General features: G+C 63.3%; 18 protein-coding genes and 1 tRNA gene. 6 read left to right on the top strand and 13 right to left on the bottom strand.

Going from position 1 to position 19,511, the window contains the following annotated elements:
- Positions 1 to 3: 3 nt before the first annotated feature.
- Entirely contained in the window at positions 4 to 966 is a 963-nt protein-coding gene (locus GGQ99_RS05070) for an AEC family transporter (protein WP_183261116.1), read from the bottom strand.
- Positions 967 to 1,235: 269 nt separating this feature from the next.
- On the opposite strand from GGQ99_RS05070, the gene hspQ reads away from it, so the two are divergent.
- Positions 1,236 to 1,559 (top strand): heat shock protein HspQ, encoded by a 324-nt coding sequence (gene hspQ, locus GGQ99_RS05065; protein ID WP_055977660.1) that lies wholly within the window; start codon positions 1,236 to 1,238, stop codon positions 1,557 to 1,559.
- A 75-nt stretch (positions 1,560 to 1,634) separates the two neighbouring features.
- Here hspQ and GGQ99_RS05060 read toward each other — a convergent pair whose 3' ends face one another.
- Positions 1,635 to 2,261 (bottom strand): invasion associated locus B family protein, encoded by a 627-nt coding sequence (locus tag GGQ99_RS05060; protein WP_108609895.1) that lies wholly within the window; start codon positions 2,259 to 2,261, stop codon positions 1,635 to 1,637.
- A 327-nt stretch (positions 2,262 to 2,588) separates the two neighbouring features.
- Between GGQ99_RS05060 and GGQ99_RS05055 the strand changes: the two genes are divergently transcribed.
- The 3 genes from GGQ99_RS05055 to GGQ99_RS05045 all read left to right on the top strand — a co-directional run bounded on the left by GGQ99_RS05055 (position 2,589) and on the right by GGQ99_RS05045 (position 6,195).
- On the top strand, positions 2,589 to 4,316 hold the full coding sequence (locus GGQ99_RS05055; RefSeq protein WP_183262358.1) for an extracellular solute-binding protein: 1,728 nt from the start codon (positions 2,589 to 2,591) through the stop codon (positions 4,314 to 4,316).
- A 24-nt stretch (positions 4,317 to 4,340) separates the two neighbouring features.
- Positions 4,341 to 5,018 carry a DsbA family oxidoreductase gene (locus GGQ99_RS05050; protein ID WP_183261114.1) on the top strand — a complete coding sequence of 226 codons (678 nt, stop codon included), beginning with the start codon at positions 4,341 to 4,343 and terminating at the stop codon, positions 5,016 to 5,018.
- 709 nt (positions 5,019 to 5,727) lie between these two features.
- Positions 5,728 to 6,195, top strand: a complete 468-nt coding sequence (locus GGQ99_RS05045) for a GNAT family N-acetyltransferase (protein WP_183261113.1) — start codon at positions 5,728 to 5,730, stop codon at positions 6,193 to 6,195.
- Positions 6,196 to 6,265: 70 nt separating this feature from the next.
- Here GGQ99_RS05045 and mfd read toward each other — a convergent pair whose 3' ends face one another.
- Positions 6,266 to 9,766: a transcription-repair coupling factor gene (mfd, locus tag GGQ99_RS05040; protein ID WP_183261110.1), complete on the bottom strand. Its 3,501-nt coding sequence runs from the start codon at positions 9,764 to 9,766 to the stop codon at positions 6,266 to 6,268.
- A gap of 8 nt (positions 9,767 to 9,774) precedes the next feature.
- The gene (locus GGQ99_RS05035) at positions 9,775 to 10,062 is read right to left on the bottom strand and encodes an FAD assembly factor SdhE (protein WP_183261108.1); all 288 of its coding nucleotides are present in this window, start codon (positions 10,060 to 10,062) and stop codon (positions 9,775 to 9,777) included.
- Between the two features lie 91 nt (positions 10,063 to 10,153).
- Between GGQ99_RS05035 and recG the strand changes: the two genes are divergently transcribed.
- On the top strand, positions 10,154 to 12,262 hold the full coding sequence (gene recG / locus GGQ99_RS05030) for an ATP-dependent DNA helicase RecG (RefSeq protein WP_183261106.1): 2,109 nt from the start codon (positions 10,154 to 10,156) through the stop codon (positions 12,260 to 12,262).
- Here recG and GGQ99_RS05025 read toward each other — a convergent pair.
- The 7 genes from GGQ99_RS05025 to GGQ99_RS04995 form a co-directional block, all read right to left on the bottom strand.
- On the bottom strand, positions 12,214 to 12,969 hold the full coding sequence (locus tag GGQ99_RS05025) for a DUF502 domain-containing protein (RefSeq protein WP_108608083.1): 756 nt from the start codon (positions 12,967 to 12,969) through the stop codon (positions 12,214 to 12,216). The genes recG and GGQ99_RS05025 overlap by 49 nt on opposite strands.
- An 83-nt stretch (positions 12,970 to 13,052) precedes the next feature.
- Positions 13,053 to 13,355 (bottom strand): HigA family addiction module antitoxin, encoded by a 303-nt coding sequence (locus GGQ99_RS05020; protein ID WP_183261104.1) that lies wholly within the window; start codon positions 13,353 to 13,355, stop codon positions 13,053 to 13,055.
- Positions 13,356 to 13,369: 14 nt separating this feature from the next.
- Entirely contained in the window at positions 13,370 to 13,651 is a 282-nt protein-coding gene (locus tag GGQ99_RS05015; RefSeq protein WP_183261102.1) for a type II toxin-antitoxin system RelE/ParE family toxin, read from the bottom strand.
- Positions 13,652 to 13,744: 93 nt separating this feature from the next.
- Entirely contained in the window at positions 13,745 to 15,568 is a 1,824-nt protein-coding gene (glmS, locus tag GGQ99_RS05010) for a glutamine--fructose-6-phosphate transaminase (isomerizing) (protein WP_183261100.1), read from the bottom strand.
- Between the two features lie 145 nt (positions 15,569 to 15,713).
- Complete coding sequence (glmU, locus tag GGQ99_RS05005; protein WP_183261098.1) at positions 15,714 to 17,081, bottom strand: bifunctional UDP-N-acetylglucosamine diphosphorylase/glucosamine-1-phosphate N-acetyltransferase GlmU; 1,368 nt, start codon at positions 17,079 to 17,081, stop codon at positions 15,714 to 15,716.
- Positions 17,082 to 17,180: 99 nt separating this feature from the next.
- On the bottom strand, positions 17,181 to 17,927 hold the full coding sequence (locus GGQ99_RS05000; RefSeq protein WP_108608080.1) for a cytochrome c biogenesis CcdA family protein: 747 nt from the start codon (positions 17,925 to 17,927) through the stop codon (positions 17,181 to 17,183).
- 131 nt (positions 17,928 to 18,058) lie between these two features.
- On the bottom strand, positions 18,059 to 18,337 hold the full coding sequence (locus GGQ99_RS04995) for a hypothetical protein (protein ID WP_246389416.1): 279 nt from the start codon (positions 18,335 to 18,337) through the stop codon (positions 18,059 to 18,061).
- A 292-nt stretch (positions 18,338 to 18,629) separates the two neighbouring features.
- Here GGQ99_RS04995 and GGQ99_RS04990 point away from each other — a divergent pair.
- A tRNA-Lys gene (locus tag GGQ99_RS04990) sits at positions 18,630 to 18,705 on the top strand.
- Between the two features lie 121 nt (positions 18,706 to 18,826).
- On the opposite strand, the gene GGQ99_RS04985 is transcribed toward GGQ99_RS04990, so the two are convergent.
- A complete protein-coding gene (locus GGQ99_RS04985) occupies positions 18,827 to 19,042 on the bottom strand; it encodes a hypothetical protein (RefSeq protein WP_183261094.1) in 216 nt (71 codons plus the stop codon).
- A 159-nt stretch (positions 19,043 to 19,201) separates the two neighbouring features.
- Positions 19,202 to 19,510 (bottom strand): hypothetical protein, encoded by a 309-nt coding sequence (locus tag GGQ99_RS04980; RefSeq protein ID WP_183261092.1) that lies wholly within the window; start codon positions 19,508 to 19,510, stop codon positions 19,202 to 19,204.
- Between the last annotated feature and the right edge of the window lies 1 nt (position 19,511).

Raw genomic sequence — 19,511 nt, 5'->3', positions numbered from 1 at the left:
TCTTTAAGGAAAAAGATCCGGCGGAAGTATGCCGTGCTGGATCATGTAGAGCAGGCCGGTGACCGTCAGCACCGAAGCGCATGTCGTCACCAGCACGCTGGCCGACGCCCGCTCGACCCACACGCCATATTGCTGGGCGATGACGAAGACGTTGGTCGCAGTCGGCAGGGCTGCCAGCAGCACCGCCGAAAACAGCCATACCGGCGAGAAATTGCCGATCCAGCTCAGCACGACGTAGCACAGCAGCGGGTGAACGATCAGCTTGAGCAGAGCGATCGGTACCATCTCGTGCGGTACCCGCTTGAGCGGCCGGAGCGCCAGCGTCACGCCCATCGCAAACAGCGCGCAAGGGGCTGCCGCCCGCGACAGATATTCGAGGAATCTCTCGACCGGCAGCGGCGGCCGGAACTCGACATAGGCCGCAAGCACCCCGACCGCCGTGGCGATGATGAACGGGTGGAAGGCGATCTTCTTGACCACGTCCAGCGCCACGCTCATCGGCGCGCGCGGCTCGTCGCCGGCCAGTGCCATCATCATCGGCGCAATGGTGAAATGCATGATGTTCTCGAAGCAGAAGATCAGCGCCACCGGCACCGCCGCCTCCTCGCCGAAGGCCAGCAACGCAAGCCCTGGCCCCATATAGCCGATATTGCCGTAGGCCGAGGCCAGCCCCTTGATCGTCGATTCGGCGATCTCGCCCCGCCCCTTGATGTAGGACGCCGCAAACATCAGCGCGAAGATGACGAAGGTCGAGAACACCGCGCCTGATATGTAGCCCCATTCCGTCAACTGCTCGAACGGCGTCTTGGCAAGCAGCTGGAAAAACAGCGCCGGCAGCGCGACATAGACGATGAAGGTCGTCATCCAGCCGAGCGCTTCGAGCGGCTGCCTCGTGATCCGCGCCACCAGGAAGCCCATGAAGATCAGGCCGAAGAACGGCAGGACCAGACCGATCACGTCAGACATGGGCACGTTCCCGCTTCGCAGGGCTGGAAAACACGCGCCCTTGCCTGTCGGTCAGGGTACGCAACGGAGCATTGTCAGCGTGCCGGTATCGTGCGGCTTTGCCGTCCGTCAAGCCGCTATGCCATTGAAATGGCTGCCTTGCCGCGCCAAATAAGGATGAATGATGGTACACTCTCCGCGACAGCACGGTGCCCTCAGCAGGAACTTGGCTCTAAGCGTTTGAAAACAAAAGTGATTCGACTGGCATTGCGTAGCGTACGGTGATCGGCATGAAGACGGCAAAGTTCTCGATCGGACAGGTGGTGCGCCACCGGGTGTTCCCGTTCCGAGGTGTCATCTTCGATGTCGACCCCGAATTCGCCAATACCGAGGAATGGTACGACGCGATCCCCGCAGCCGTGCGCCCCAGGCGCGACCAGCCTTTCTATCATCTGCTGGCTGAAAACGCCGAGACTGAATACGTCGCCTATGTCTCCGAGCAGAACCTGCTCGAAGACAGTTCCGGCGAACCCGTCCGCCACCCGCAGGTCGGCGAATATTTCGACAAGACGTCGGACGGACGCTACGCCCCCAAGGCCCGCATCAGCCACTGAATTCAAATCATTGATCTAAAACAAAAAAGCGGGGCAATCGGCCCCGCTTTTTTCATATCCGGATCGGAAGATCGATCAGTTGGCCGTCTTGGCCTTGTCCTGCTCTTCCTTGAGCTTCTTGGCGAAGTCCTGGTTGTTCTTCGATACGAATTCCTGGAGCTTCTTCTGGCGGTCCTCAAGGTCCGACTGCTTCATCGGCTCGCCGTCAAAGGCGCCGGTGAAGCCCGACAGCGAAACCTTGATCGGGTTCGGCTGGTTCTGGAAGTTGACCGAAGTCAGCGTCAGTTCGGTGCCCTTCTTGAAGGACGCCACGAGCTGGTCGGAAAGTGCGGTCTCAGCAACGCAACGGTCGGGGAAGCAGATCACGTATTCGAGCTTCTGCGCCTTGCCGCCGTCGACCTGCAGGCCGATGCCGGGAGGCACGAGGCGGCCGCTCGGAACGGTGACCTGGAAGACCTTGCGGTTGACCTTGCCCTTGAGCTCGATCATCGAGATGCCGGTAACCAGCTGGCCGTTGCTGGCGGTCAGGATGTTCTGCACGTTGCAGATGTCCACGTCAGCCTGCTTGGAACAGGCCTTGAACCAGCCCTGCGGGATCTGCTGCTGCTGTGCGGCAGCAGGCGACAGGCCCGAAGCCAGCACACCGGCAACGCCAGCCGCCAAGGCCGACAGACGGAGACCGTCGAATTTCTGGCTCGTCATCTTCATGAATTCCTCTCAAACAATCCCGGAACCGGCCCAAGCCGTGTGTCGACGCTACCTGTTGGGCAAATGAGGCAACAGCATGACTTCGCCGCGCGTGTTACACTGCCGCGAGCCGCGAATCCAGCCTGTTTCCGCGCATTTCTTGTGCCTAGAGGCGGCAATAGACGGGCCGCATTCGCCTGCGCTACCCTTCGAATCATCAAAGCTTCCCCGAATTCGTGGAGAATCGTCGTGAGACGCACTCTTTCGCTGCTGGCCGCCACCGCCGCCATCGCTTTTGTCGGCCCGCAGGCGGCCCTTGCCGAGCCGGTTCACGGCCTCTCGATGCACGGCACGCCCGCTTTGCCGGCTGACTTCAACAGCTTTCCCTACGCCAATCCCGACGCGCCCAAGGGCGGCAAGATCACCTATTGCGTCATCGGCAGCTTCGACAACCTCAACCCGTTCATCATCAAGAGCCTGCGCACCACCGCGCGCGGCATGGTCGACGTCATTTACGGCAACCTCGTCTTCGAATCGCTGATGCAGCGCAGTGCCGACGAGGCCTTCAGCATCTACGGCCTCACCGCGAAGTCGGTCGACATCGACCCGGAGCGCAAGTGGATCGAGTTCAACCTCGACCCGGACGCCAAATGGTCGGATGGCAAGGAGATCACGCCCGACGACGTCATCTTCACCTATGAAGTCTTCACCGAAAAGGGCCGCCCGCCCTACTCCGACCGCATGTCCAAGATCGAGAAGATCGAAAAGACCGGCGACCGCAGCGTCCGCTTCACCTTCAACGACAAGGCAGACCGCGAGTTTCCGCTGATCGTCGCATTGACGCCAATCGTGCCAAAGCACGCCTTCTCAAAGGAAACGTTCGACCAGACCACCCTCAAGCCGATCATCGGCAGCGGCCCCTATACGGTAGCCGAGGTGAAGCCCGGCGAGCGCATCGTGTTCAAACGCAACCCCGAATATTGGGCCCGTGGCATCCCCTCGAAGCGCGGCTTCGACAATTACGACCAGATCACCATCGAGTATTTCCTCAACGCCGCGGCCCAGTTCGAAGCCTTCAAGAAGGGTCTTTGCGACACCTTCACCGAGGCTGACCCCGTCAAGCGCGAGCGCGGCTTCGACTTCCCCGCCTACAAGAACGGCGACATCGTAGCCGAAACCTTCAAGAGCGGGCTTCCGCCTGTCGTCACCGGCTTCATGTTCAACACCCGGCTGCCGAAGTTCGCCAATCCGGTCGTGCGCCAGGCGCTCGGCATGCTCTACGACTTCGAATGGGCCAACCGGAACCTGTTCAGCGGCAAGTATGAGCGCACGGTCAGCTATTGGCAGGGCACGGAGCTTTCGGCCTATGGCGTGCCGGCCAGCGACAAGGAAAAGGCGCTGCTGGCGCCCTTCCCCGATGCCGTCCGCTCCGAAATCATGGACGGCACCTGGCGTCCGCCGGTCACCGACGGCTCTGGCCAGGACCGAAAGATCCTGAAGGCCGCATTCGACCTGTTCAAGAGCGCCGGCTACACGCTGCAAGGCGGCAAGATGCAGGACAGCGAAGGCAAGCCCTTCGCATTCGAGATCCTGACCTCGTCGGAAGCCGAGCAGCGGCTGGCAGCCATCTACCAGCGCACGCTGGAAAAGCTCGGCATCGCGGTCACCATCCGCGCGCTCGAGGCCGACCAGATCCAGTCGCGCAAGCAGGCATTCGAATTCGACGCCCTGATCGGCGTCACCGGCTTCTCCGGTACTTTGTCCCCGGGTATCGAGCAGATCGGCCGCTGGGGTTCGTCCGCGGCGCAAAAGCAGGGATCGTTCAACCTTGCCGGCGTCTCCAGCCCGGCGGTCGACGCCATGATCGACGCCATGCTGAAGGCCCGCGAGAAAGAGGATTTTGTCGCTGCCGTGCGTGCGCTCGACCGCCTGCTGATCTCCGGCAGCTACATGGTGCCCATGCAGCACAACTCCGAACAGTGGATCGCTTTTGCCAAAAGACTCAAACATCCGGAAAAGACACCCATATTTGGCTATCAGTTGCCGGTCTGGTGGAGTCAGGGCGGCTAGTCAGCGTCAATCAAGGACTTTTCCATGACAGAACAGAACAAGCTCACCATCGACGTCGTCTCGGACGTGGTCTGCCCGTGGTGCTTCCTCGGCATGAAGCGCCTCGAAAACGCGCTTGCCAGCCTGCCCGACATCGAAGCCGAGGTCCGCTGGCGTCCGTTCCAGCTCGACCCGACGATTCCGCCCGAGGGCAAGGAACGCAAGGCCTACATGCTGTCGAAGTTCAATGACGAGACGAAGCTCAAGCAGGCCCATGCCAACCTCGTGTCGCTTGGCGCGGTCGAGGGCATCTCGTTCGATTTCGATGCGATTACCGTTGCACCCAACACGCTCGACGCCCATCGCGTCATCCGGTGGGCCGCAGCTTCAGGCGAAGGCGTCCAGGACAAGCTCGCACGCGCGCTGTTCAGCCTCTATTTCGAACAAGGCAAGAATGTCGGCGACCACGCCGTGCTCGTCGAAGCCGCCCGCCAGGCAGGCATGGACGCTGCCGTGGTCGAAGCGCTGCTGGCTACCGATTCCGACCGCGACGAAGTGACCAACGAGATCGTCACCGCCTCGCGCATGGGCATCACGGGCGTGCCCTGCTTCCTGCTCGACGGCAAATATGCGGTCATGGGCGCGCAGGATTCGGCAACGCTCGCCGACGCCATCCGCCAGGTCGCAGCCGAAAAGGCAGCGGGCGAGCCCGTCCTCAACTGAACTCGCCGGGCGACTGCGCCCGACGGTTATGCGAGACATCCAAAGCCCCTTTCGCTTCGGCGATCGGGGCTTTTTTTCATGTCGACGATGAGCGGTGTCGGCGCCAGTGCCGGTTGGGCGCCAGCATTGGGCCTTAATTGGCTTCATCCACGTCACGGCATGGATCCCCGGGTCTCCGTGACGTCGCTACGCTCCTGCTCCGCCCGAGGATGACGAAGGCATGAGGCCCGCGGCTAATCGCCAAAGTTGGCACTTGGCAGCTTCAGGATGCCTGTCGGGATTCGAAACTGGCACCCGGCAAGGTTCTCTCTGCAAACTGCCTATAGGAGCTCTCGGCAGACCGCAGAGCAATGCAGGAACAAGCAACTGCCGCTTTCTGCCAGTCATCGCCCCGGCAACGGGAGCTTTTCTGCCATTCACTGCTCAAGAAACGGATGCCCGCTGCCAGTCACCGGCGTTGACGATTAGCCACGAGCCTTCGTGCCTTCGTCATCCTCGGGCGGAGCAGGAGCGAAGCGAACTGCGGAGACCCGGGGATCCATGCCGTCCACCTCAACGAGGTGCGCCATACACTAGAACGGCAGAGCCTTGCAGCGAACTCGCGACGACGCCCGAGTGCGCAACATCCCTCGCCTGCTCTGGCCACTCTTGGCCCGAAACAGCAATTAGGCTACGCAAGTAACCTCGATCCTTCGAGACAATTTCGGCAATGAAAGACATAGCATCCCGCCCCTACGCAGCCGACGATCTTCACGCCTGCCTGGCGATCTTCGACAGCAACGTGCCGACCTTCTTTGCACCAGAAGAGCGCGCAGACTTTTGCCAGTTTCTGAAAAGCATCAATACCGAGGACCGGCTTTATCTGGTGCTTGTTCGCAATGGCTCGGTGATCGCCTGTGGAGGGCTGGGTGTCGAACCAGAACGGAAGCGCGCCAGTTTGGCGTGGGGAATGGTCGACAGGGCCTCTCATGGACAGGGACTTGGAACCAGTCTGACGTTGGCCAGATTGGAGCTGGCGCGCGCTATCCCTGATATCGCCGAGCTGATCATGGATACAAGCCAGCACACCCACGGCTTTTATGAGAAGTTCGGCTTCACCGTCACGAAAGTGACGCCAGATGGCTTCGCGCCAGGATTGGACCGCTGGGACATGACGTTGGGCCTCACCGAGACCTGATCGGCCAATCCAGAGGCTGCTCCGGCATCGCGCCGTGGCGATGCCGGTTCCCATCTACCCACAAGTCGCCTCAGGCCGCCTGTTCGGCGAGCTTTGCCAGCTGCGTCATGATCACAGCCGAGCCGGCCAGCCTCTTCTCCGGGTTTGGCCAGTCGCGCGCGAACACCACGCTGTGGTCGGGCCTGATCTTGGCCAGCGAACCCTGCTCGGCGATATAGCGCACCAGCCCGGCCGGGTTGGCGAATTCGCGCTTGCGGAACTGCACCACCACGCCCTTCGGCCCGGCATCCAGCTTCTCGACATTGGCCTTGCGGCACAGCGCCTTGATGAAGACGATCTTGAGCAGGTGCTTGACCTCTTCCGGCAACGGCCCGAAGCGGTCGATGAGTTCGGCGCCGAAGCCGTCGATCTCCTCGGTGTTCTCCAGGTCGCCAAGACGGCGGTAGAGCGCAAGCCTCAGTTGCAGGTCGGGCACATAGGCTTCCGGGATCATCACCGCCGTGCCGACCGCGATCAGCGGCGACCAGCCGGTATCGATCGCTTCGCCGCTGCCGCGCAGCTCGGCCACCGCCTCCTCGAGCATCTGCTGGTAGAGCTCGAAGCCGACTTCCTTGATGTGGCCCGACTGTTCCTCACCCAGCAGATTGCCGGCGCCGCGAATGTCGAGATCGTGGCTGGCGAGTTGGAAGCCGGCCCCCAGCGTGTCGAGCGACTGCAGCACCTTGAGCCGCCGGTCGGCAGTGGTGGTCAGCGTCCTGTTGGCCGGCAGCGTGAACAGCGCATAGGCGCGCACCTTGGAGCGGCCGACACGACCGCGCAGCTGATAGAGCTGTGCCAGGCCGAACATGTCGGCGCGGTGCACGATCAGCGTGTTGGCGGTCGGGATGTCGAGGCCGGATTCGACGATCGTCGTCGACAGCAAGACGTCGTACTGGCCGTCGTAGAAGGCGTTCATGATATCGTCGAGCTGGCCTGCCGCCATCTGGCCGTGCGCCACTGCGACCTTCAGCTCCGGCACCGATTCCTGAAGGAATTGATGCACTTCCGCAAGGTCTGCAATGCGCGGCACGACATAGAAGCTGTGGCCGCCGCGATAGCGCTCGCGCAGCAGCGTTTCGCGGATCACAAGCGGATCGTAGGGCGAGATGAAGCTGCGCACCGCCATGCGGTCGACTGGCGGTGTCGCGATCAGCGACAGCTCGCGCACGCCGGTCAGCGCCAACTGCAGCGTGCGCGGGATCGGCGTCGCCGACAGCGTCAGCACGTGCACGTCGCTCTTCAGTTCCTTCAGCCGTTCCTTGTGCTTGACGCCGAAATGCTGCTCTTCGTCGATGATCAGAAGGCCGAGATTCTTGAACGAGATCGACGAGCCGAGCAATGCATGCGTGCCGACGACGATATCCACCGTGCCTTCGGTGATGCCTTGCTTGGTCTCGGCCAGTTCCTTGGTACCGACCAGCCGCGACGCCTGGCGCACCTTCACCGGCAGGCCGGCGAAGCGTTGCGAAAACGTCTTGAAGTGCTGGCGCGACAGAAGCGTCGTCGGCACCACCACCGCCACCTGGAAACCCTCCATGGCAGCGATGAAGGCCGCGCGCAGCGCCACTTCCGTCTTGCCGAAGCCGACGTCGCCGCAGATCAGGCGGTCCATCGGCTTGCCGGCGCCAAGGTCTTCCATCACCGCGTCGATGGCGCTCTGCTGGTCGTCGGTCTCCTCGTAGGGGAACCGCGCCGCGAACTCGCCATAGATACCGTCGGGCGGGTTCATCGCCGGCGCTTCGCGCATGTGCCGTTCGGCGGCGAGCTTGATCAGCTGCCCGGCCATTTCGAGCAGGCGTCGCTTGAGCTTTGCCTTGCGCGACTGCCATGCGCCGCCACCGAGCTTGTCGAGCTGGGCTTCGGCCGAGTCCGAGCCATAGCGCGACAGAAGCTCGATGTTTTCGACCGGCAGGAATAGCCGGCCGTCCGAGGCATAGTGGATTTCCAGGCAGTCGTGCGGCGCGCCCAATGCCTCGATGGTCTTCAGCCCGACGAAGCGGCCGATGCCGTGGTCGGCGTGTACGACGATGTCACCGGATGACAGCGCCGAGGCTTCGGCGATGAAATCGGCGGCGCGCTTGCGTTTCTTCGAACGCCGGATCAGCCGGTCGCCCAGGATGTCCTGCTCGGCGACGAACACCAGGTCGCCCGCCTCGAAGCCCGCTTCGATCGGAAGTACGGCAAGGCCCGCTTCGCCGGCCTTCAGCGCCTCGATCTCGGCAAGGTTTGCCACGCGCTTGAGGTTGCCGAGATCGTGCTCGTCGAGGATCTGTGTCAGCCGGTCGAGCGAGCCTTCGGTCCAGCCGGCAACGACGACGCGCCGCTTTGCCGCCCGTTGGTCGGCGATGTGCTTGGCCACCACGTCGAAGACATTGGCGTTCGGGTCGGCGCGTTCCTCGGCAAAGCTGCGCCCTGCATGCGAGCCGGCATGCAGCACCTTGCGTCCGCTCGAAAAGGGCGTGTCGAAGGGGGTCAGTTCGGCATTGGCCTGGTCGGCGAGCGCCGAAGCCACCTCATCCGGCGACAGGTACATCTGCTCCGGCGCCACCGGCTTGTAGGGCACCGCGTCCTTCAGGCCTTTGCCCTCGCCCTGCTTGCGGCGGGCATCGTAGTGGTCGAGGATCAGGGCGTGGCGCTCGCCCAGCGCCTCGCGTGCCAGATGGTCGAACACCACGGGCGCATCGGGCAGATAGTCGAACATCGTTTCAAGATGCGAATAGAAGAACGGCAGCCAGTGCTCCATGCCGGCAAATCGCCGGCCCTCGCTGACCGCTGCGTAGAGCGCATCGTCGCGCGACGGCGCGCCGAAGGCCTCGATATAGCTGCGGCGGAACTTGCTGATCGTCTCCGGCGTCAGCGCCACTTCGCTCATCGCCTGAAGCGTCAACGAGTTGCGGCTGCCTGTCGTGCGCTGGCTGGCCACGTCGAAGGCCCGGATCGTTTCCAGCGTGTCGCCAAAGAAGTCGAGCCGCAGCGCGTCTGCCGCACCTGGGGCATAAAGGTCGAGGATGCCGCCGCGCACGGCGAACTCGCCGACGCCGCGCACCGTCGGCACGCGCTCGAAGCCGGCCCGCTCGAGCCGCGCCACCAGCCCGTTCATCTCGACCTGGTTGCCCGGCTTGGCGCGGAATTCCTGCGCTTCGATGGCAGCCGAAGGCGGCACCCGTTGCAGCAGCGCGTTGGCCGTCGTCAGCACGATGGCGCGATGCGGCTCCTTCCGGAGCGCAATCATCGCCGCCAGCGCGTCGAGCCGGCGCGCCGCCGCATCCGAGCCGGGCGAAACGCGGTCGTATGGCAGGCAGTCCCAGGCCGGCAGCTCGAGCACCGGTATATCAGGTGCCACGAATGCCAGCGCCTCGACGATCTGCGGCAGCCGCTGGCCGTCACGCGCGACAAACAGCATCGGCCGGTCGGGCGCCATCTCGGCAGCCGCCACCGCAATCGCGAAAGCCTCGTAACCGTCGGCCACGCCATCGACGATGAACTGTCCGGCGCGGCCCTTGGGCAGGCCGATTGGTTTCAGCAAGCTCATGATTTGACTCAGATTGTGAAGGCGCTGCGCGATGCCACGATCTGGCGGTAGACGTCATGGTCGACGGCCTCGGGCACCTGCACCTCGCCGACGATCCATGACAGCAGGTCCCTGTCGGTGATGTCGAGCAGCGCCTCGTAGAGGTCGAGCTGTTCGTCGTTCAGCCTGTCGATATGGGCATCGGCGAAATTGCCGAGGATCAGGTCCATCTCGCGCATGCCGCGATGCCACGAACGAAACAGCAGCTTGCGCCTGCGCGTATCCAGCCCTTCGCTCGAGCGTGTCGTTCCGGTCATGTCCAAAATCCTCTTATGCCGGGCGCATATAGCGTGGATAGCTGCCCCTGTCAGCCTTTGCCCCGGCAACTCCAGCGCATAAGCTGACATCATGCGCCCATCACTGCTCGATCCCCTGTTCTCACCCATCACCTCGCTTGCCGGCATCGGGCCCAAGGTCGCCGTGCTGATCGAAAAGGTCGTGCCGGCCGATCTGGGTGATCGCGCCGCCCGTACCGGCGACCTGCTGTTCGTCCTGCCCAACAGCGTCATCGACCGCCGCAACCGGCCCGGCATAGCACTTGCCGCCGAAGGCGCCATCGTCACGCTCGACGTACGCATCGATCGTCACCAGCCGGCGCCGCGCGGCAACCGCGCTGCGCCTTACCGGGTCTTTGCCCATGACGACACTGGCGAGATCGCGCTGACTTTCTTCCATGCCCACGCCGCTTACCTAGAGAAGGCGATGCCCGAAGGCGAGAAGGTCATCGTCTCGGGCCGCATGGAGTGGTTCAACGGCCGCCCGTCGATGGTCCACCCCGACCATATCGCCCTTGCCAGCGAGGCCGACAAGCTGCCGCTGGTCGAACCGGTTTATCCGCTCACCGCGGGGCTGTCGTCGAAGGTGCTGCGCCGCGCCATCGGCCAGTCGCTGGAGCGGGTGCCTGTCTTCCCGGAATGGCTCGACGCAGATGTCATGCGCAAGCAGAGCTTCCCGCCCTTCGCGGCAGCGCTCCATCGCGTCCACAACCCCGCCGATCCGATAGACGCCTCGCCCGAAAATGCGGCCTGGCGCCGGCTCGCCTATGACGAATTCCTCGCCGGCCAGGTGTCACTGGCCCTCGTCCGCGCCCGGGTGCGCAAGCTGCACGGTCGGCCGCTCACCGGCGACGGCCGCATTATGGATGCGCTCCGCGAAGCCTTGCCTTATCAGTTGACCGGCTCGCAGCAGGTGGCACTTGCGGAGATCGACGCCGACCTCGCCAGGCCGGAACGCATGCTTCGCCTGCTCCAGGGCGATGTCGGCTCAGGCAAGACAGTCGTGGCCCTGCTCGCCATGGCCCGCGCCGTCGAGGCCGGCGGCCAGGCAGCACTGATGGCGCCGACCGAAATCCTCGCGCGCCAGCATCTCGCCACCATCGCGCCGCTTGCAGAGCGCGTCGGCATGACCGTGGCCGTGCTCACCGGCCGCGAAAAGGGCCGCGAACGCAGCCAGATCCTCGCCGGCCTCGAAAGCGGCGAGATCGACATCGTCATCGGCACGCACGCGCTGTTCCAGGAGACCGTGGTGTTCCGTGACATGGCGCTCGCCGTCATCGACGAACAGCACCGCTTCGGCGTGCACCAGCGGCTTGCCATGAACGCCAAGGGCCAGGCGCCCGACATGCTGGTGATGACCGCCACCCCCATCCCGCGCACCCTGGTGCTCACCGCCTTCGGCGACATGGATGTTTCGCGCCTGACCGAAAAACCGGCCGGCCGCCAGCCGATCAAGACAGTTACCCTGCCACTCGAGCGTATCGACGAACTCGTCGGTCGCATCCGCGACGCGGTCGCCGAGGGCCAGAAGATTTACTGGATATGCCCGTTGGTCGAGGAATCCGAAGAGATCAAGCTGATGTCGGCGGAAGATCGTTTCGCCTCGCTGCAGCCGGTCTTCGGCGACCGCATCGGCCTCGTTCACGGCCGCATGAAGGGTGCCGAGAAGGACGAGGCGATGCGCGCTTTCAAGGAAGGCGAAACACGCGTGCTGATCGCCACCACCGTCATCGAGGTCGGGGTCGACGTGCCCGACGCCACCATCATTGTCATCGAGCATGCCGAGCGCTTTGGTCTCGCCCAGCTCCATCAGTTGCGCGGGCGCGTCGGTCGCGGCTCGAAGCCGTCATCCTGCGTGCTGCTCTACAAGGACCCGCTCGGCGAGACCGCCAAGCGCCGCCTGTCGGTCATGCGCGACACCGAGGACGGCTTCCTCATCGCCGAGGAAGACCTCAAGCTGCGCGGCGAAGGCGAATTGCTCGGCACACGCCAGTCCGGCACGCCGGGCTTCCAGGTCGCCCGTATCGAGGCCCACGCCGACCTTCTGGAAATTGCCCGCGACGACGCCCGGTTGATCCTTGCGCGTGACCCCGAACTGATGTCGCCGCGGGGCGAGGCGCTGCGGCTGCTGCTCTATTTGTTCGGCCGCGACGAGGCAGTCAGGCTGCTGAGGGCAGGCTGAGGCAGTACGCCGACAGGCGGGTTGCCCATCGGTCCTTCGATCGGCACGCCATTCGCCGTGATTCTGCTCTTCGTCTCCGGCGCCACCAGCCCCGCCGAAACGATCAGCTTGGCGCCGTCCTCGATGCTCATGTCGAGCAGCACGACCTCAGATCGCGGCACATACATCAGGAACCCGGTCGTCGGGTTCGGCGTGCACGGCATGAACACCGCCATCAGCGGATCGCCCTCCTGGTCCAGCTTTTCGTTGATCTCGCTGCGTTTGTCGGCGGCGATGAAGACGATGGACCACACGCCCTTGCGCGGATATTCGACCATGCCGACGGTGCGGAACATCTCGTTCTTGTCGGAAAGTGCGGTCTCGAACAGCTGCTTCAGCGCCTTGTAGAGCCCGCGTACCAGCGGCATCCTATTCAGCAGCCGCTCGCCGAAGGCAACGATCGCACGGCCGATGAAATTGGCGGTCAGGAAGCCGATCAGCGTGATCAGCACGAGGGCGACGATCAGGCCAAAGCCCGGCACCTGGATTGTCAGGTAGTTGTCCGGATTGTACTTCGCCGGAATGTACGGCTTGACCCAGGAATCGACCCAGCCGATGAACGACCAGACGATATAGATGGTCAGCACCAGCGGCGCGCAAACGACGAAGCCGGTGAGGAAATAGTTCCTTAGCCGGGTCATGCCCGAGGTCTTGTGGGTATCTGACATTCCGCAGCGCCGCCCTCTTTGCAGCGCAACATTAGTCAACCACGCGGTGCATTGGAACAGCGATCTTCGTAGGGGGCGTAAGCCTAGGCCGCAGCTTCCATCGGCTCGATCTTTTCAAGCTCGGGGGCCAGTTTGAGCGCTTCCGTCTCGAGCTCATAGGATTGCTGGAAGTTCATCCAGAATTCGGGTGTCGTGTTGAAATACCGGGCAAGGCGAAGCGCCGTATCGGGCGTGATCCCGATCTCCTCCTTGGCGATGCGTTCGATGCGCGTGCGTGGCAGATTGAGCTTCGTCGCCAGCGTGCCGGCCCTCATGCCCAAAGGCAGCAGATATTCCTCGCGCAGAAACTCACCGGGATGGACGGGACGTGCAAATTTCAACGCCATGTCTGCCTCCGTATTCAATGGTAATCGACAATCTCGACATCTTCAGCGCCAGCTTTCGTCCATCGGAAGCAAATGCGCCACTGATCGTTGATCCGAATTGAGTGCTGGCCGGCTCGGTTGCCCTTCAACGCCTCCAGGTGATTTCCGGGCGGCGACCGAAGATCGCTCAACTCGACGGCATTGGCCACGGCGCGCAAACGTCGCTCACCTCTGGCGACAAGATCCGCCGGAAAACCTTTCGGCGCCTCGCCGGCGGCAACCGCTTCGACGGCCTTGCCTTTGAACGAAACGATCATATGCCCGCCCTACGTTCTGTATCATATACTGATACGGAACGTAGAGCAAGCGACGCGTATCATTGATTGATACAGATACCTTGCCGGCCCCGCCTACTCCACAGTCACCGATTTCGCCAGGTTGCGCGGCTGGTCGACGTCGGTCCCCATGAACACGGCGGTGAAATAGGCCAGCATCTGGATCGGCAGCGCGTAGATGATCGGTGCGATGAATTCAGGCACGTCGGGCAGCACGATGGTTTCAAGCGTCTTCACCGTCGCCTGCGCCGCACCCTTCTTGTCGGTGATCAGGATGATCTTGCCGCCGCGCGCCGCCACTTCCTGCATGTTCGAAACCGTCTTCTCGAAGATGCGGTCATGCGGCGCAATGACGATGACCGGCATGTTCTCGTCGATCAGCGCGATCGGGCCGTGCTTCAGTTCGCCGGCGGCATAACCCTCGGCGTGAATGTAGGAGATTTCCTTGAGCTTCAGCGCGCCTTCCATGGCGAGCGGGAAATTGGTGTCGCGGCCGAGGTAAAGCACGTGCTTGTATGACGACAGCTCGCGCGCCACCTTCTCGATCTGCTTGTCGAGCTTGAGCACCTGGGCGGCATAGCGCGGCGTCTCCGAAAGGCTGCGCACCAGCGCCTTTTCTTCATCCGCGGTGATCGTGCCGCGCTGCGAGGCCGCCCGAATGGTCAGCGCCGCCAGCACCGAAAGCTGGCAGGTGAAGGCCTTGGTCGAGGCGACACCGATCTCCGGCCCGGCCAGCGTCGGCAGCGTCACGTCGGATTCGCGCGCGATCGTTGATTCGCGCACATTGACGATGGCGCCTATCGGCACGCCCGCCTTGCGGCAGTAGCGCAGCGAAGCCAGCGTATCGGCGGTTTCGCCCGACTGCGACACGAAGAACGCCGCACTTTTCTTCGAGATCGGCATCTCGCGATAGCGGAATTCCGAGGCGACATCGATGTCGACCGGCAGCCGCGCGTGGCGCTCGAACCAGTATTTGCCGACCAAGCCGGCGAGATAGGCCGTACCGCAAGCCGATACAGCCAGGCGGTCGATGTCGGCGAAACTGAACGGCAGGTCGAGCGGCTTCGACGTCCCTTGCGTGAAGTCGAGATAATGCGCCAGCGTGTGCGAGATCACCTCGGGCTGCTCATGGATTTCCTTTTCCATGAAGTGGCGGTGGTTGCCCTTGTCGACGAGATAGCTCGAGCCGACCGACTGGCGCCGCTGGCGCTCAACCGGGGTCCCGTCCATGTCGTAGATCTGGAACTGGCTGCGGCGCACCACCGCCCAGTCGCCGTCCTCGAGATAGGTCACCGAGTTGGTGAAGGGCGCCAGCGCAATCGCGTCCGACCCCAGGAACATCTCGCCCTCGCCATGGCCGATTGCCAGCGGCGGGCCATTACGGGCGCCGACGATCAGGTCTTCGTCGCCCTGGAACATGATGGCCAGTGCGAAGGCGCCGTGAAGACGCTTGAGCGAGGCGTGGGCGGCTTCGATCGGCTGGGTGCCGCGCGCCAATTCGCGCGCGATCAGGTGTGCCACCACCTCGGTGTCGGTCTGCGAGGTGAATTCGTAGCCGTCGGCCGTAAGCTCCTGGCGCAGTTCGGCAAAATTCTCGATGATGCCGTTGTGGACGATCGCCACGCCGTTGGAGAAATGCGGGTGCGCATTGGTCTCGTTGGGCACGCCGTGGGTGGCCCAGCGCGTATGGCCGATGCCGATGTTGCCGCCCAGCGGCTCGGCCTTCAGCCGGCGCTCGAGATTGATGAGCTTGCCCTCGGCGCGACGACGCGCGAGTTCGCCATTCTCGATCGTGGCGACGCCGGCCGAGTCATAGCCGCGATACTCGAGCCGCTTCAGCGCATCGACGATCAGCGGCGCAACCGGCGTCTGGCCGACGATTCCAACGATTCCGCACATGATTTTGCCCCGTCCAATCCCTCAAAACCCTGTCGGCCTTTTAGGCAGCGCAACTGCCAAGCGGAAGTCACATTCCGTTTCGCAACGTATCAGCCATCCAGCCCTTCAGGATGGGCAATCGTCGCACGGTAGGATTGAAATGCGGTTACTTCACGCCCGCCTTCTTCGCGGCCGCCGCCGAAGCAAAGCGCTCGCGCAATTCCTTGCCCTTGCCCGGCAGCGTCTTCTGGCGCGCGCGTCCGAAGGCCAGTGCATCTCCGGGGACTTCTTCCGTAATGACGCTGCCCGACGCGACATAGGCGCCGGCGCCGATTACGATTGGGGCGACCAGCGAAGAATTCGAGCCGATGAAGGCGCCCGCGCCGATGTCGGTGAAGAACTTGGAGTAGCCGTCATAGTTGCAGGTGATCGTGCCCGCACCGATGTTGGCGCCGGCGCCGACCCGCGCATCGCCGATATAGGTCAGATGGTTGACCTTGGCGCCCTTTTCCACCGTCGCCTTCTTGACCTCGCAGAAATTGCCGACCTTGGCCTTTTCATGCAGGTCTGCGCCCGGCCTCAGCCGCGCGAAAGGCCCGACCTCGGCGCGCGGGCCGACGTTGCTGCCTTCAAGATGGCTGAAGGCGTGGATGGTGGCCCCGCCAGCGATCTTCACGCCGGGGCCGAACCAGACGTTCGGCTCGACCAGCACATCGGAGCCGATCTCCGTGTCGTGCGAAAAATAGACGGTTTCGGGCGCGATCAGTGTCGCACCTTCCAGCATTGCCTGCCGGCGGCGCCGCTTCTGCCAGATAGCTTCGGCCTCGGCCAGTTCGGCGCGGTTGTTGATACCGAGCACGCTGTCGAAGCTCGCCTCGGTGGCCACGACCTTGAGCCCTGCCTTGTCGGCGATCTCGACGATGTCGGTGAGGTAGAATTCGCCCTTGGCGTTGGCGTTGCCGACCTGGTCGAGCAGCTTCAGCGCATGCGCGCCGGCAACGGCCATCAGTCCGGCATTGCAGAACCCGATCTTGCGTTCTTCCTCGCTGCAGTCCTTGTCCTCGCGGATCGCCACCAGCCTGCCGTCCTTTTCGAGCAGGCGGCCATAGCCTGCCGGGTTCGGCGGACGGAAGCCGATGACCACGACCGCGGCACCATCGGCGAGCTTTTGCCGCGCTGTCGCCAGCGATTCGGCCTCGACCAGCGGCGTATCGCCGAACATCACCAGCACATCGTCATGGCCGCGTGCGATCGCAGCGCGAGCCGCCAGCACCGCATGCGCGGTGCCCAGGCGTTCGGTCTGGACGAAAACCTCGGCCCCTGGCGCAAATCTCTCTGCCGCCGCCTTCACCTCGTCGCCGCCATGGCCAACGACCAGCGCCAACCCGTCGGCACCTGCGGCCTCGGCCGTCCGCGCGACATGCGCCACCATCGGCAGCCCGGCGATCTGGTGCAGCACCTTGGGGCTAGTGCTCTTCATCCGGGTGCCCTCGCCGGCGGCAAGGATGATCGACAGGCAGGTTCTCGAGGTCATGGCGGCGTCCGGATTGGAAGAAGGCGGCTGGAATCGGCCACCTTTCTAGCATTGCTGGCAATCGCCTCCAATGCACACCGATTTCGACGGTTTGAAGGATCAGCCGAGCTGGCCAAGCACCGGAAAGCGTTCCAGAAGCCAGTAGGATGCCGTCTGGATGCCGCCGGTCAGGAACAGCACGCCGGCCACGACCAGAAGCCCGCCGATCACCTTTTCGACCTTGCCGAGATGCACACGGAATTTGCTGAGGAAGCGCATGAAGGCACCCGAGAACATCGCCGCGATCAGGAACGGAATGCCCAGGCCGAGCGAGTAGACGGCGAGCAGAGCCGCGCCCTCGCCCACCGTTTCGCGGCCGCCGGCCAGCGTCAGGATCGGCCCCAGCACCGGCCCGATGCAGGGAGTCCAGCCGAAAGCGAAGGCGAGGCCCATGAGATAGGCGGCCAAATTGCTCGCCGGCTTGCCCCGCGACTGGAAGCGCGCCTCGCGCGACATGAATGGGATGCGCAATATGCCGAGGAAATTGAGACCCATCAGGATGATCAGCACGCCCGCCGCCATGGCAAGCGGCTCCTGCCAGGTGCGCAGCAACTGCCCGATGGTCGAGGCGCCGGCGCCAAGCGCCACGAACACCGTCGTGAAGCCGAGGACGAAGGAACCTGACGCCGCAAGCAGTGCGCCGCGCGCCCGCGAAACCGTTGCCACGCCGCCATCGGCCTTGAAATCGTCGACCGAAACGCCGGCCATGTAGCAGAGATAGGGCGGCACTAGCGGCAAGACGCAGGGCGACAGGAACGACAGGGCGCCTGCCCCCAATGCGCTGAGATAACCGATGTCCAGTACCATGCCATGCTGCTCCGCGGATCTTCCGGCGCCGCATATAGCGGGCCGTCGTGCTCCGCACCAATCACCATTCCGTGGCAAGTCGTCGCCGAGCGGCAAGAACCCTCCGGCGACGCATCGCATCGGTCAATCGATCATTCGTGGATGGTGTATTCGCCCAGCTCGCAGAGATTCTGGGTGTCTTCGGTGGTGTCGAGGTCGGAACTTTCCTCGAACTCGAAGCGCATGTCGTACTCGCAGGTGCGGCGGCCATCGGCGATGGTGATGCTCATGCTCTCGCCCGGGGCAAGCGTGTCACGGCCGAAAATGTCGTCTTCCCACTGGTCGACGCCCACCGGCGAGGCATAGAAATTCGTCAGCACCGACGACGTGCCGTTCTTGAGCGAAAACACCAGATCTTCGGCCTGGGCCATGGCGGGAAGAGCCGATACGGCGAGAACGGAGGCAACGGCAAGTTTTAAAAGGCTATGCATAAATGTATGTCCATATCGATGGGCAGCCCGGTATTGGGCGCCATGCTCTAGCAGCGGCATATGCGCCCAGCAATATCGTCGCCGGGCAATATTCCGTCGCCAGGGCGACCGCCGGAGCCTGTCCTGGACGGAACATTTAACAGGCTGTTTGCAGCGGTGTTTTTCCGGTTGACCCGACCCGGCACTCTCCCTATGTTCCGCCGCAATTTCCGGGTCGCCTCGCGGCCTTCGGGAGCGCGTAGCTCAGCCGGTAGAGCAACTGACTTTTAATCAGTAGGTCCAGGGTTCGAATCCCTGCGCGCTCACCATCGCCAAACCCTTACAGCACAAGGCTTTCAGCGTTTTCGCCCAACGTGAACAGAGGCGGAACGTGCGAGAAAAGCGAGAACCCGTGCGAGATAATTTTCTCGCACGGCGTTTCCGGCCTGTTCACCTGGCGAGTAGTCTGAAGAGCTGCGACACGTCCTTGCCGGCGGCCGAGATCTTGTCGTGCAGGCAGTAGCCGATCGTCACGGCGGCGTGCCGCAACAGCTCGTGCTGGTGGTCCTCGACGTTCTCACTGATGAAGATCAATGCCGAAATCAGGTGATCGACCTCGGCAAGCTGCTGGTCTATGCGGCCCGCAATGGGCTCGATGCGATGCATAATCCCGATCCCTCATGGTGTGGCGCTTTCCCAATGGCAGCCGTCTTCTGCGGCCTGGTTGGAGCGTCACCCGCAGGTTGCCGTTGCGTCAACATGGATTGGCGATGTCTGAAATTTGTACGGGCAGCGCTGTGGAAAGCAGGCAGTTCCATACAATCGCTAACGCGATTTCAACGCCTCGGCCGGCACCTTGGCGCCATCGGCGCCCTCTTTGGCCTGTTCGCGGATCCGGCGGCCATAGACGATGAAGCGATTTTCCTGCCAGTTGCCGCAGCCGAGGCAGCGCAGCTTGTTGTCGACGAAGCGCAGGAAGCGTTCCTCACCCCAACGCGCCTGCACCCGCATGCGGTCGATCGGCCCGGTGCGCCGGCACAGAAAGCAGCGGCCGCCCAGGATGTATTCGGGCGGGATGTCGGAAAAGCGGATGGCGTAATAGGCTTTGCCCGGCGCGACAACATATAGGACCATG

Origin of the sequence: Aminobacter niigataensis, from assembly GCF_014200015.1 — a bacterium.
Taxonomy (GTDB): domain Bacteria; phylum Pseudomonadota; class Alphaproteobacteria; order Rhizobiales; family Rhizobiaceae; genus Aminobacter; species Aminobacter niigataensis.
Note: the sequence above shows the minus strand (reverse complement) of the source record. Positions and strands in the feature narration are given on the sequence as shown.

What these genes read in the sequence shown, in the direction of transcription:
- GGQ99_RS04985 (WP_183261094.1), bottom strand. Translation starts at nt 19,042, where the DNA reads ATGCATCGCATCGAGCCCATTGCGGGCCGCATAGACCAGCAGCTTGCC.
- GGQ99_RS05015 (WP_183261102.1), bottom strand. Translation starts at nt 13,651, where the DNA reads ATGATCGTTTCGTTCAAAGGCAAGGCCGTCGAAGCGGTTGCCGCCGGC.
- GGQ99_RS04980 (WP_183261092.1), bottom strand. Translation starts at nt 19,510, where the DNA reads ATGGTCCTATATGTTGTCGCGCCGGGCAAAGCCTATTACGCCATCCGC.
- recG (WP_183261106.1), top strand. Translation starts at nt 10,154, where the DNA reads ATGCGCCCATCACTGCTCGATCCCCTGTTCTCACCCATCACCTCGCTT.
- glmU (WP_183261098.1), bottom strand. Translation starts at nt 17,081, where the DNA reads ATGACCTCGAGAACCTGCCTGTCGATCATCCTTGCCGCCGGCGAGGGC.
- GGQ99_RS05000 (WP_108608080.1), bottom strand. Translation starts at nt 17,927, where the DNA reads ATGGTACTGGACATCGGTTATCTCAGCGCATTGGGGGCAGGCGCCCTG.
- GGQ99_RS05070 (WP_183261116.1), bottom strand. Translation starts at nt 966, where the DNA reads ATGTCTGACGTGATCGGTCTGGTCCTGCCGTTCTTCGGCCTGATCTTC.
- GGQ99_RS05055 (WP_183262358.1), top strand. Translation starts at nt 2,589, where the DNA reads ATGCACGGCACGCCCGCTTTGCCGGCTGACTTCAACAGCTTTCCCTAC.
- mfd (WP_183261110.1), bottom strand. Translation starts at nt 9,766, where the DNA reads ATGAGCTTGCTGAAACCAATCGGCCTGCCCAAGGGCCGCGCCGGACAG.
- GGQ99_RS05025 (WP_108608083.1), bottom strand. Translation starts at nt 12,969, where the DNA reads ATGTCAGATACCCACAAGACCTCGGGCATGACCCGGCTAAGGAACTAT.
- GGQ99_RS04995 (WP_246389416.1), bottom strand. Translation starts at nt 18,337, where the DNA reads ATGGCCCAGGCCGAAGATCTGGTGTTTTCGCTCAAGAACGGCACGTCG.
- hspQ (WP_055977660.1), top strand. Translation starts at nt 1,236, where the DNA reads ATGAAGACGGCAAAGTTCTCGATCGGACAGGTGGTGCGCCACCGGGTG.
- GGQ99_RS05020 (WP_183261104.1), bottom strand. Translation starts at nt 13,355, where the DNA reads ATGGCGTTGAAATTTGCACGTCCCGTCCATCCCGGTGAGTTTCTGCGC.
- GGQ99_RS05060 (WP_108609895.1), bottom strand. Translation starts at nt 2,261, where the DNA reads ATGACGAGCCAGAAATTCGACGGTCTCCGTCTGTCGGCCTTGGCGGCT.
- glmS (WP_183261100.1), bottom strand. Translation starts at nt 15,568, where the DNA reads ATGTGCGGAATCGTTGGAATCGTCGGCCAGACGCCGGTTGCGCCGCTG.
- GGQ99_RS05035 (WP_183261108.1), bottom strand. Translation starts at nt 10,062, where the DNA reads ATGACCGGAACGACACGCTCGAGCGAAGGGCTGGATACGCGCAGGCGC.
- GGQ99_RS05050 (WP_183261114.1), top strand. Translation starts at nt 4,341, where the DNA reads ATGACAGAACAGAACAAGCTCACCATCGACGTCGTCTCGGACGTGGTC.
- GGQ99_RS05045 (WP_183261113.1), top strand. Translation starts at nt 5,728, where the DNA reads ATGAAAGACATAGCATCCCGCCCCTACGCAGCCGACGATCTTCACGCC.